General features: G+C 39.8%; 10 protein-coding genes. 6 read left to right on the plus strand and 4 right to left on the minus strand.

The features are described from left to right. Nucleotides 1-153: 153 nt before the first annotated feature. Together leuS and ald are read left to right on the plus strand one after the other, a co-directional pair. Nucleotides 154-2973, plus strand: coding sequence for a leucine--tRNA ligase (gene leuS / locus ZA06_RS08445; RefSeq protein ID WP_053976927.1), 2820 nt, complete (start codon nt 154-156; stop codon nt 2971-2973). Nucleotides 2974-3388: 415 nt separating this feature from the next. Next, complete coding sequence (gene ald, locus ZA06_RS08450; protein WP_053976928.1) at nt 3389-4498, plus strand: alanine dehydrogenase; 1110 nt, start codon at nt 3389-3391, stop codon at nt 4496-4498. Between the two features lie 90 nt (nt 4499-4588). On the opposite strand, the gene ZA06_RS08455 is transcribed toward ald, so the two are convergent. Continuing rightward, complete coding sequence (locus ZA06_RS08455) at nt 4589-5836, minus strand: hypothetical protein (protein WP_053976929.1); 1248 nt, start codon at nt 5834-5836, stop codon at nt 4589-4591. Nucleotides 5837-6039: 203 nt separating this feature from the next. On the opposite strand from ZA06_RS08455, the gene ZA06_RS08460 reads away from it, so the two are divergent. Beyond that, nucleotides 6040-6744, plus strand: coding sequence for a zinc metallopeptidase (locus ZA06_RS08460; protein WP_371328827.1), 705 nt, complete (start codon nt 6040-6042; stop codon nt 6742-6744). 94 nt (nt 6745-6838) lie between these two features. Further along, nucleotides 6839-7543 carry a Bax inhibitor-1/YccA family protein gene (locus ZA06_RS08465; RefSeq protein WP_053976930.1) on the plus strand — a complete coding sequence of 235 codons (705 nt, stop codon included), beginning with the start codon at nt 6839-6841 and terminating at the stop codon, nt 7541-7543. Nucleotides 7544-7648: 105 nt separating this feature from the next. On the opposite strand, the gene ZA06_RS08470 is transcribed toward ZA06_RS08465, so the two are convergent. After that, on the minus strand, nt 7649-8119 hold the full coding sequence (locus ZA06_RS08470; protein WP_053976931.1) for an Lrp/AsnC ligand binding domain-containing protein: 471 nt from the start codon (nt 8117-8119) through the stop codon (nt 7649-7651). Nucleotides 8120-8212: 93 nt separating this feature from the next. Beyond that, a complete protein-coding gene (locus tag ZA06_RS08475) occupies nt 8213-9577 on the minus strand; it encodes a saccharopine dehydrogenase family protein (RefSeq protein WP_053976932.1) in 1365 nt (454 codons plus the stop codon). 75 nt (nt 9578-9652) lie between these two features. Here ZA06_RS08475 and ZA06_RS08480 point away from each other — a divergent pair, with 75 nt between their 5' ends. Both ZA06_RS08480 and pckA read left to right on the plus strand, forming a co-directional pair. Next, on the plus strand, nt 9653-10045 hold the full coding sequence (locus ZA06_RS08480; protein ID WP_053976933.1) for a DUF423 domain-containing protein: 393 nt from the start codon (nt 9653-9655) through the stop codon (nt 10043-10045). Nucleotides 10046-10109: 64 nt separating this feature from the next. Then, complete coding sequence (gene pckA / locus ZA06_RS08485) at nt 10110-11726, plus strand: phosphoenolpyruvate carboxykinase (ATP) (protein ID WP_053976934.1); 1617 nt, start codon at nt 10110-10112, stop codon at nt 11724-11726. Nucleotides 11727-11803: 77 nt separating this feature from the next. On the opposite strand, the gene ZA06_RS08490 is transcribed toward pckA, so the two are convergent. Then, nucleotides 11804-12553 (minus strand): uroporphyrinogen-III synthase, encoded by a 750-nt coding sequence (locus ZA06_RS08490; RefSeq protein ID WP_053976935.1) that lies wholly within the window; start codon nt 12551-12553, stop codon nt 11804-11806. Nucleotides 12554-12559: the final 6 nt, after the last annotated feature.

The raw sequence follows: 12559 nt of genomic DNA on the forward strand, positions 1-12559 counted from the left end.
AAGCAAAGCGGAACGCGAAGTTTTGACAAGGGTTTTTTCAATGTCTGTTTGACATTGGGAAAAATTCCTCGCAAAAGAGTCCTTTCTTTTGATTCGTTTTCTTTGGACAAGCAAAGAAAATGAATGGGGAACTAAAAATAGAATATTATAGGTATGACATACAACTTCAATACAATTGAGAAAAAGTGGCAAGACTACTGGGCAAAGAACCAAACCTTCAAAGCCGAAAACAACAGCGATAAACCCAAATACTACGTATTGGACATGTTCCCTTACCCAAGTGGTGCGGGACTGCATGTTGGGCACCCACTGGGATATATTGCTACCGATATTTATGCACGTTACAAACGCCATAAGGGTTTTAATGTATTGCACCCTCAAGGGTACGATAGCTTTGGTTTGCCGGCAGAACAGTATGCCATCCAAACAGGACAGCATCCCGCCATCACCACCGAAACCAATATTGCAACCTATAGAAGGCAGTTGGATAAAATTGGTTTTTCATTCGATTGGTCTCGTGAAGTGCGTACCAGCAATCCAGAATATTACAAATGGACACAATGGATCTTTATCCAATTGTTTGAGTCTTGGTACAATTATGACAACAACAAAGCAGAGCCTATAGAGACCCTTGTGGTAAAATTTGCAGCGGAAGGGAACGCAAATATCAATGCGGCATGCGATGATACTATAGAAGCGTTTTCAGCAGAAGAATGGAACCAATTCTCTTCTGAAAAACAACAGGGAATCCTTTTGCAATACCGTTTGACTTATTTGGCAGAAACCGAAGTGAACTGGTGTCCTGCTTTGGGTACGGTTTTGGCAAATGACGAAATTGTAAACGGTGTGTCCGAACGTGGGGGGCATCCTGTAGTACGTAAAAAAATGACCCAATGGAGCATGCGTATTTCTGCCTTTGCAGAGCGTTTGCTGCAAGGTTTGGAAACTATCGATTGGACGGATTCGCTAAAAGAAAGTCAACGCAACTGGATCGGGAAGTCGGTTGGGGCTAGCGTCACCTTTAATGTAAATGGTCATGATGAGGTGATTGAGGTGTTCACTACACGTCCTGATACCATTTTTGGGGTGAGCTTTATGACCTTGGCACCAGAGCACGACTTGGTGTCAAAAATCGTAACCGATGATCAAAAAGAAGCGGTGAACAATTACATTGAAGCGACAGCAAAGCGTAGCGAACGTGAGCGTATGGCCGATGTAAAGACCATTTCTGGAGTGTTTACAGGGGCTTATGTAGAGCACCCGTTCAGTAAAGAACCTATTCCAATTTGGATTGGCGATTATGTATTGGCCAGCTACGGAACAGGGGCGGTAATGGCCGTGCCTTGTGGAGATCAGCGCGATTATGATTTTGCGAAGCATTTCAATATTGAGATTCCTAATATTTTTGAAGGCGTGGATATTTCCGAGGAGGCTTTTGCCGATAAGGAAGCCACCATTATTGCCAACAGCCATTTCCTAAACGGATTGAATTATAAAGACGCTACCAAAAAGGTCATCGAACAATTGGAGGCCCTTGGTCAAGGTAATGGAAAAACCAATTACCGTTTGCGCGATGCGGTATTTAGCCGTCAGCGTTATTGGGGGGAGCCGTTCCCAGTGTATTATGTGAATGGCATGCCACAAATGATTGATCAGGCACATTTGCCAATCACCTTGCCGGAAGTTGAAAAGTACTTGCCAACAGAAACTGGGGAGCCGCCATTGGGTCGCGCCGATGTTTGGGCCTGGTGTACCGAAACCAACACGGTGGTAAGCAACGGTAACATAAACAACACGACGGTATTTCCTTTGGAATTGAACACCATGCCGGGATGGGCTGGGAGTTCTTGGTATTTCTTCCGTTATATGGAAGAAGCGGCCAAACGTGGTGAAGCCTTTGCAAGCGAAGAGGCTTTAAAATACTGGGAAAACGTCGACCTATATATTGGTGGAAGCGAGCACGCCACAGGGCACTTGTTATATGCCCGTTTTTGGACCAAGTTCCTTAAGGATCGTGGGTATGTAGGGGTTGAAGAACCATTTAAAAAGTTGATCAACCAAGGAATGATTTTGGGGACTTCGGCTTTTGTGTATAGAGTTGAAGGTGAAAATAAATTCTTGTCAAAAGGATTAATTGAAGGGCAAAAAGTACAGCCAATCCATTCGGATGTATCTTTTGTAAACGCTTCAGATGAATTGGATGTTGAAGCGTTTAAAAACTGGAGAGAGGAATTTAAGGACGCAGAGTTTGTATTGGAAGATGGGGTATATAAAGTAGGTCGCGAGGTTGAAAAAATGTCCAAGTCCAAATACAATGTAGTAAATCCAGATAATATCTGTGAGGAGTACGGAGCAGACAGTTTACGTTTGTATGAAATGTTCCTTGGGCCATTGGAGCAGGCCAAACCTTGGAATACGGCGGGAATTACAGGTGTGCATGGTTTCCTAAAGAAACTTTGGAAATTGTTCTTAGAGAATGATGCCCTAAAAGTAACCGATAGCGAAGCCACCAAGGACAACTTAAAGACGCTTCATAAAACCATTAAAAAGGTAGAAGAAGATATCGAGAATTTCTCGTTCAACACATCGGTGTCTACTTTTATGATTGCTGTAAATGAGTTGACTGCCCAAAAATGTACCAGCAAAGCAGTATTGGAACCTTTGTTGGTGTTGATTTCTCCTTATGCGCCACATATTGCAGAGGAACTTTGGAGCCAATTAGGAAATGAAGGAAGTATTTCTACCGCAGCCTTCCCTGTGTTTGATGAAAAGCACTTGGTGGAAAGTAGTAAAAACTACCCTATTTCCTTCAATGGTAAAATGCGTTTTACTTTGGAGTTGCCTTTGGATATGAGCAAGGAAGACATCGAGAAAACGGTGATGGCTCATGAGAAAACCCAAGAGCAGTTGCAGGGACGTACCCCTAAAAAGGTTATTATTGTACATGGAAAGATTGTGAACATTGTAGGCTAATTGGTCTAATGTGATATAGTTGAGAGGCTTCGATTTCGTATCGGAGCCTCTTTTTTTTAATAGTATCCCAATCGTCAGTTCGAGTGGATTTCTGCAAGAAATCTGTATCGAGAAATTTTTTTGAAGTATTCCTAACCGTCAGTTCGAGTGAAATTCTTGAAAAGAATTTTGTATCGAGAACATTTACTAGTTTCAGTTCTTTTTCTCGATAGAATTGTTTGTGATTGGTATCCCAACTAATCACTCGAAATGACGAACTGATAAAAATGGCATTCCTTTTCAATTAAAAAATCCTTTAAATAGAATCCACTTTTTGAGGATTCTATAAAAATCCCAAAAACCTGATTTTCATTTATATGCTTTCGTAGATTCCTTGTATCTTTAAGTCCATCATAACCTTAAAACCTTCGATACCATGAAAATTGGCGTTCCAAAAGAAATTAAAAACAACGAAAGTAGGGTGGGCATGACCCCCGCTGGTGTGTTTGAATTAATCAATAGAAATCATACTGTTTATGTGCAATCCACTGCCGGCGAAGGAAGTGGATTTTTTGATGAAGATTATTTGGAAGTGGGAGCCATTATCTTGGATACCATTGAAGAAGTGTATGCGTCAAGCGATATGATTGTAAAGGTAAAGGAGCCCATTGCTTCCGAATATCCTTTGGTAAAGCCTAATCAAATTATTTTTACATATTTCCATTTTGCTTCGAGTGAACAACTGACTTTGGCGATGCTGAAAAGTGAAGCGGTATGTATTGCCTATGAAACCGTAGAAGATGAAGATGGTTCCTTGCCATTATTGACTCCAATGTCTGAAGTTGCCGGAAGAATGGCCATTCAGCAGGGGGCAAAGTATTTGGAAAAACCGATTAAGGGAAGAGGGGTGTTGCTAGGTGGTGTGCCTGGCGTACCTCCGGGCAAGGTGTTGGTGTTGGGCGCAGGTGTTGTGGGGGTGCAGGCTGCTAAAATGGCGGCTGGTTTGGGAGCCCATGTTACCATTATGGACATTAATATGAAACGTTTGCGCTATGTAAATGACATCATGCCCAATCATGTGGTGACAGAATTTTCAAGTGTCTACAATATTAAAAAGCACATCAAAACCCATGATTTGATTATTGGAGGGGTTCTGATAAAAGGAGGAAAAGCACCTAAATTGATTACGAGGGACATGTTGAAGGAGATGCGCCCAGGAACGGTGTTAATTGATGTGGCGGTGGACCAAGGCGGTTGTATAGAAACTACCAAACCTACTACTCATGAAAACCCTACGTTTATTATAGACGATATTGTACATTACTGTGTGGCCAATATGCCGGGAGCAGTACCTTATACTTCTACAATGGCACTGACCAATGTCACCTTGCCCTATGTGTTGAAATTGGCAGATATGGGCTGGGAAGAGGCCTGTAAACAAGATGCTTCATTGTCTAAAGGATTGAACATTGTCAAAGGTGAAATTGTATATGATGGAATCGCGGAATCCTTTGGGTGGACATCAAAGATGATGGAACCGAAGTAAAGAGAATATTTATAGTTGTTGTATATATTAAAGAAAGAAGGCTTCAAATAGTTGGAGCCTTCTTTTTTATGCTGAATGTTTGTTTGCTGATTAATCCAGTCTTACCAAGGATACCGCTTCTGTGTCCATTTCTTCCTCAATAATAGTCACATCTCCTGTAGTGCTCATTTCACCTATCACTTTTTTACCATCGCTGTATCTAAGGCCACTAAATAATAGTTTGTCATTTTGGTCAAGACTCATGGTGTAGATTTCATAGGCATTGGATGAAATCATCTCATAAGAATTATCACTTAGGTTCATTTTGTAAACATTAGTGCCATTGTACATGTACAAGGTTTCCTCTGTTTGGATGATGGCTTCGGGATTGTACGGCAATTCTATTTCAGTAAAGGTATTAGTGTCTTCCGAAAATTCATAATGAAATCCATTTGTGTGACTAACGCTTATGAATAGGGTTGAGTTAGGTTTGTCTACATGAAAATAGAAGCTGTTAGAATAAGTGTTTAAATTAGGTCCGGTAAATGAATAAGTTGAATCAAAATTTCCTGTAGAGCTATCAACCATATAAAAGGTAGAATCCCCATATTCACGATAATATAGGTTGTTATTTTTACCAACCCAGTAGAAGTCAACTTGATTTTCGCTAATAACTTCAACGCCCCCAGTAGCTTTAAGTACTTTTAATTGATCTTGATTATAGTAAATATTTCCTTGTTGATCTATGTCATAGAACAATATGCTTTGTCCGCTCAGTCCAATATCTGTATATGAAGGGGTGGGTAAGCTACTAAGGTTAAGTTTGTAGAATTCTTCTGAATATCCAGGGAAATAGATGTTGTCATTACTGTCCATGTCATAGCTTTTGCTGTTTAAAAAGTGACGAGTATCCATCGGTGGTTGTGCTAAAGGGTTTCCTATTTCAAAATTGTAAATGGCACCATCATTTTTTCCTACCAATAGGGAGTTGTACTCTTGTGTGTTGCCAATAGTGTCATAGACTTTAAAATAGCCGTTTAAAACGATAAATTCAGGGTTTAGGTCAATAATTTTGTTGACATCTATTTGGGTATTCGTGGCGCCTTCATCCAATGAAGTGCCGTCTGCATTGATAAAGGAAACCTCTTCAAAATTACCATTGGTAGTAAGTTTGTAAAGGGATGCGGTACCATCGTTGCCATTTCTTCCGAAACTTGATGTAGGATTCATGACTGCCAAGTTTTGGGCGTCTGTAATATCCAAAGCTATTTTTTGGTAGATTTTTTGGCTTCCTTCTTCATCTTTAGAGCAAGAAATAAGTGTTGCTGCCACAAAAAGGGCACAAATAAAGTGTTTCATAATAAAAAGGGGGATTTTGGTTAGGTTAATGAATTGATTTGTGTAAAAATATTTCTACAAATATAGAAATTATATTGAGTTTCAAAAATTTAGAGGAATTGGTGGATGGCCGTCAGATTATGTGAGTAACTGACAAAATTTCCTTACCATAAAATGGCCTGCTTTTTGTTATCTTTATAGAACAAATTTTAAACTCAAAAACTATGGGCGGATATATGGGGTATTACTTACTTATTGGTGGGATTGCATTGGTAAGTTGGTTAGTAAGTAATCAATTAAAACAGAAATTTAAACTGTACTCTAAAGTTCACTTAAGAAATGGCATGAGTGGAAAGGAAATTGCCGAAAAAATGTTGGCCGATAATGGTATTACAGATGTTCAGGTGATATCTACTAGAGGACAATTGACAGATCATTACAATCCAAAGAATAAAACGGTGAACCTAAGTGAAGCGGTGTACAGTCAACGAAATGCCGCCGCCGCTGCTGTGGCAGCTCACGAATGTGGACATGCGGTACAGCATGCTCAGGCATATAAAGCCTTGCAAATGCGTTCGGCTTTGGTGCCAGTGGTAAGTGTCACTTCGGGCATGTCGCAATGGCTGGTGATTGGAGGCTTGGTATTAGGGGCTGCAGCTGGTGTTGGTATGGGCTTTTGGATAGCCATATTGGGCTTGGTATTTATGGGAGCAGCAACGCTTTTCAGCTTTATTACCTTACCGGTAGAATATGATGCCAGTAACAGAGCTTTGGCATGGTTGAAAAACAAACATATGCTTACACCTGAGGAGTATGCAGGTTCTGAAGATGCCTTAAAATGGGCGGCGCGGACCTATTTGGTAGCTGCTATTGGCGCTTTAGCTTCCTTATTGTACTGGGCTATGCAGGTATTTGGTGGCCGTGATTAGTAAGGTCAATCTTATAAAAATTAAAGTCAGATGATCGCATCTGACTTTTTTTTGCTACTTTCAAAATCTAAACCAATAAACTAACTTATATTTTATGGAACAGAATGTTCAACCCAAATTCTTGTTGAACCAACTGGCAGAAACCGACCGTGTTGAGTTTTACAAAAAGACCTATACCCATGTAGCAGGGGGTGTATTGGCCTTTATTCTTTTTGAATACCTTTTATTGCAAAGTGATGCTGTTGTCAACTTTATGTTTTCTATGATGGATGGCTTTAAATGGCTATTATTATTAGGAGGCTTTATGTTGGTGGCCAATTATGCCGAGAGTACCGCAATGCGTTCAGAGGATAAAAATATGCAATACCTTGCTTTTGGAATTTATATCCTGGCAGAGGCCCTTATTTTTGTGCCATTGATTTATATGGCCATCAATTTTACCCAATCGGGGCCTGAATTACTTAATCAAGCGGCTATTGTTACCTTGTCATTGTTCACGGGTTTGTCGGCGGTGGTTTTCTTGACCAAAAAAGATTTCTCCTTCTTGAGAACAGGTTTGACCATCGGCTTTTTTATTGCTCTTGGTTTGATAATTGCTGGAGCTATTTTTGGATTCAATTTGGGTTTATGGTTTTCTGTGGCTATGTGCTTATTGGCGGGAGGGACCATTTTATACCAAACATCCAACTTGGTGAATAAATACACTCCAGACGATTACATTCCTGCAGCCTTGGGTCTGTTTGCGTCCCTAATGCTTTTATTTTGGTATGTATTACGTATTTTAATGTCTAGAGACTAGAGAATTTTATCTACAATTGTAAAAAGAGAGCCCTTGATTAAGGGCTCTCTTTCTTTTATGAAATAATTATTGTTTTTATGATGCTTGAATCTGAGGACAGACAAATTATACATTGATCTGCCTATCGATTTGCTGTGCCAAGGAAATAAAGGTTTCGGTTCTGGAAACCCCAGTAATGGATTGAATGTCTTTATTTAGAAGGTGCATAAGATGCTCGTTGTCCTTACAAAGGACTTTAATGAAAATACTCCAGTTTCCGGTTGTGTAGTGGCACTCGATGACCTCTGGTATTTTTTTTAGTTGTTTTACGGCTTCGGGATTGCTAACGGCTTTATCCAGATAAATCCCAATAAAGGCCATGGTGGTATATCCTAAAATTTTAGGATTGATAATGAACTTGGAGCCAGCAATCAATCCAGACTTTTCCAATTTACGTAAACGCTGGTGGATGGCTGCCCCAGAAATGCCTACTTGTCTGGCAATTTCCAAAATGGGAGTTCGGGCATCTTCCATAAGTGCCCTGAGGATCTTTTTATCGATACCGTCTATTTGGATATTTTGATTGACGACTTTCATGGCAAATCATGTGTTTACAGAAAAATTGAAACCTATTTATCAGGTTAAAAGTATAAAGTTAACAAACAGCCGTCAATTTATTGCCTTTTTTCATTAAAGTATTAACGGATTATAACCTAAGTAAGGGACTTCGTATTCATTAAACACAATGTCATATTGTTCCAATTCTTGAAGAATGGGGCCATACACATCTTTATGGATTGGTATTTGCACCCCAGGCCTTGTGATTTTTTCGTTTAGGACTGCCAAAGTTGTAATAGCTACAGGGAGTCCTACAGTTTTTGCCATGGCAGTATAGGTTTTGTCTTCACCCAAACAAACCATAGTAGCATCTATTTGATGTTTCTTTCCATGGAGTTCGTAGCCAAACTTATGGTACATCACAATCATGTCCTTGTCGTCATTGCCCAAGGTCCAACTATCCTCCAAAATCTTTTGAAGGATCTCGGCAGGGGTTGCCTTTTTCAAACCAACTTTTTTAGTGCTGCTAAAGATATCTAGTTCCACTAATTTGTCCCATACAATGTCATCCTGATCTATTTTAAGGGCGTGGCGAAGTTTTAGTTCCACCGAATCTGTAGGACTATAAGGCAAAAAGGCATTTACAAAGTCGCGATAGCTCATATGCTCACTGCCGTCCATAGTATATTCGTCATCGGTCATGCCTAGTTGCACAAAAATGTTCCAGGCTCTGCTAAACCCAACTTTACGAATAGTACCTCTATAAAGTGTGATGGCGTCGTCAAGACCATAGACACTTTGGTATTTTAGGGAGTCGCGATTGGCATAGGCTTCAAAGCGACCATAACCCTCAATGTCCAAAAATTCCGTACGTCTAAAAAGACGGTTATAAGGAATGTATTTGAAGGTGCCCTCCTGTAAAAACTTGGCCGCGCCTCCTTGACCTGCCAAAACCACGTTACGTGGATTCCACGTAAATTTGTAGTTCCATAGGTTATTGTCACTTTCAGGGGCAACCAAACCACCTGTAAAGGATTCAAATAACAACATTTTACCACCCTGTTCCCTAATGCGATCTATGACCTTCATGGCACTCATATGGTCGATTCCTGGATCTACCCCAACTTCGTTCATAAAAATGAGGTCTTTTTCCTTAGCGACTTTGTCCAAATTCTGCATTTCTTCACTAACATAGGAAGCGGTTACCATATTTTTGTTGAACGAAATACAGTCTTTGGCAATCTCTACATGCATTCTAGCCGGGAGCATGGACACGACGATATCGGCATTTTGAATAGCGGATTGTCGTGACTTTTTATCCTTTACATCCAAAACTATGGCCTGGGCATTATGGTGATGATTGATCAGTTTTTTTGCGTTGGTAAAGTTTACGTCACCAACGATTACAAAAAGTTGTTCTTCGTCGGATTTGTCCAATAAATATTTGATCAGGTAAGAAGCAGATTTCCCTGAACCAATCACTAAAATCTTTCGCATAATGAGAATAGTTAGTTAATTTTGTTACGAATGTAATAAAATGTTAAGGCATTAAAAACCAAATTTTTAAAATATATGAATAAAACCATTTTGATTGCAGCGTCGCTTTTGGGAGGCATTAGTATAGTTTTAGGGGCCTTTGGCGCCCATGGTTTAAAGGAATTAATCGCTGTAGACGCACAGCAGACATTTGAAACTGGGGTGCGTTATCAAATGTACCATGCTTTATTGCTGTTATTTGTGGGAAGTACTCAATTTATTCAACCTAAAACCAAAAAAATAATGTTCTATTTAGTCATGGTTGGCATCCTGTTTTTTTCAGGATCCATTTATGGCCTGGCCACCAATGACCTTACAGGGTTCAACTTCAAAACGATAGGTTTTATCACCCCAATAGGAGGGCTGCTTTTGATAGTCTCTTGGGGCTTGATGTTCTGGGACTTTTTTAAATTAAAAACCGATAAATAAGGTTTTAGGTGGTACTTTAAAATATTGTTGTTAATTTTGCGGAACAAACAACACAAACAAAATTATGGTAGAAAATACCCAAACTACGAAAACGATTTCGCTAGATGGCTACGGAATCAAGAATGCTAAGGTCAAGTATCAACTATCCCCAGAAGAATTACACAACATTACAATTGCCAAAGGACAGGGAGTGGAAGCTTCCTCTGGAGCGTTGGCAATCAATACAGGAGAGTTTACTGGAAGATCTCCAAAAGACCGTTTTATCGTAAAAGACGAGATTACCAAAGACAAAGTTTGGTGGGGGGATATCAATATTCCTTTTGAGTCTGACAAGTTTGAAAAATTATACAATAAAGTAACAGAATACCTTTCAGGAAAGGAAGTTTTTGTGCGCGACAGTTATGCCTGCGCCGATGATAACTACCGATTGAACATTCGTGTGATCAATGAATATCCTTGGAGCAACATGTTTGCCTATAACATGTTTTTGCGTCCTACCGAGGAGGAATTGGAAGGTTTTGAAGCAGAATGGACCATTGTAAATGCCCCAGGTTTTATGGCTAATCCTGAAGTGGATGGAACCCGCCAACACAACTTCGCAATTTTGGATTTTACCAGAAAAGTGGCTCTAATTGGTGGTACCGGATACACTGGAGAAATCAAAAAGGGAATCTTCTCTGCATTGAATTTTATTTTGCCAGTTTACAAGAACACTTTACCCATGCACTGTAGTGCCAATGTTGGTGAAGAAGGTGACACGGCTATTTTCTTTGGATTGTCTGGAACTGGAAAAACAACCCTTTCGGCAGATCCAAACAGAAAATTGATTGGAGATGACGAGCACGGTTGGACCAATGAAAATACGGTGTTCAACTTTGAAGGTGGATGTTATGCCAAGGTTATTAACCTATGCGAAGAAAATGAACCAGATATTTTCAAAGCCATTACAAAGGGAGCTATTCTTGAAAATGTGATTTTGGATGAGAATGGCGTGGTTGATTTTTCCAATACTTCCATTACACAAAATACACGTGTAAGTTATCCTATCCAACATATCAATAACATTCAAGAACCTTCTATAGGGAAAAATCCTAAGAACATTTTCTTCCTGACTGCCGATGCGTTTGGGGTATTGCCTCCTATTTCAAAATTGACTCCTGCTCAAGCTGCTTACCATTTTATCTCGGGTTATACAGCTAAAGTGGCAGGTACTGAAGCTGGGGTGTTGGAACCTCAGCCTTCGTTCTCAGCTTGTTTTGGAGCGCCTTTTATGCCATTGCACCCAACCAAGTATGCTGAAATGTTGAGCAAAAAAATGAAAGAAACAGGTGTGAACGTTTGGTTGGTAAACACAGGTTGGACTGGAGGTCCTTACGGTGTTGGAACCAGAATGAAATTGAAATACACTAGAGCGATGATCAATGCCGTATTGAACGGTGATTTAGGATTGTATTCATATGACGATTACCACATCCACTCAGTGTTTGGGGTTGCACAACCAAGAAGCTGTCCTGGAGTGCCAACCGAAGTGTTGAGTCCAAGAACTACCTGGAACAATGATGAGGCTTACTACAAGATGGCCTTTAAGTTGACCAATGCATTCAGGGAAAACTTCAAGAAGTTTGAAAGCTACGCAAACGAGGAAATTAGAAGAGGAGGGCCGCAACGTTACGCCTTCTAGATGCTATAAATATGAAAAAGAAAAATAAAAAAGCGATTCAATTTTGAATCGCTTTTTTTATGGTTAAGAGTAAAGGTTTATTTTCCCTTATTCACTTTTTCAATATACTTCTCTAAGGCCATAGTCATGGATGGTGTTTCAGGAGTTGGTGCGGCAATGTCTACACGTAGTCCTTTTTCTTCCACGGCTTTTATGGTGGTATTTCCAAATACGGCAATGCGCGTATTGTTCTGTTTGAAATCTGGGAAGTTGTGGAATAATGATTCAATACCAGATGGGCTAAAGAACACTAAAATGTCATAAAACACGTCTTCAAGATCCGAAAGGTCGCTGATAACGGTTCTGTAGAAAACGGCTTCTTTCCATTTTACGTTCAGGGCATTCATGGTATCTGGCACTTCCGGCTTCAATTTGTCGGTAGTTGGCAATAGGAAACTTTCGTCCTTGTATTTTTTAATTAATGGAGAAAGTTCTGCAAAGGTGCGTTTTCCAACATAAATTTTACGCTTACGGTACACTACGTATTTTTGCAAGTAAAAAGCCACGGCTTCAGACTGGCAAAAATATTTCATGGTATCTGGCACTTTAAAGCGCATCTCATCAGCTACTCTAAAAAAGTGATCCACAGAATTTCTACTGGTAAGTATAATAGCAGTATATTGGCTCAAATCTACTTTTTGTTGTCTGATTTCCTTGGCAGGAACTCCCTCAACATGAATAAAAGGGCGGAAGTCTATCTTTACTTTTTGTTTTTCCTGAAGATCAAAATAAGGCGAATTTTCTATTTTAGGTTCTGGTTGCGACACTAAAATTGTTTTCACTTTCATAGGCTT

The organism is Mangrovimonas xylaniphaga, from assembly GCF_001280435.1.
GTDB classification, from domain to species: Bacteria; Bacteroidota; Bacteroidia; order Flavobacteriales; family Flavobacteriaceae; genus Mangrovimonas_A; species Mangrovimonas_A xylaniphaga.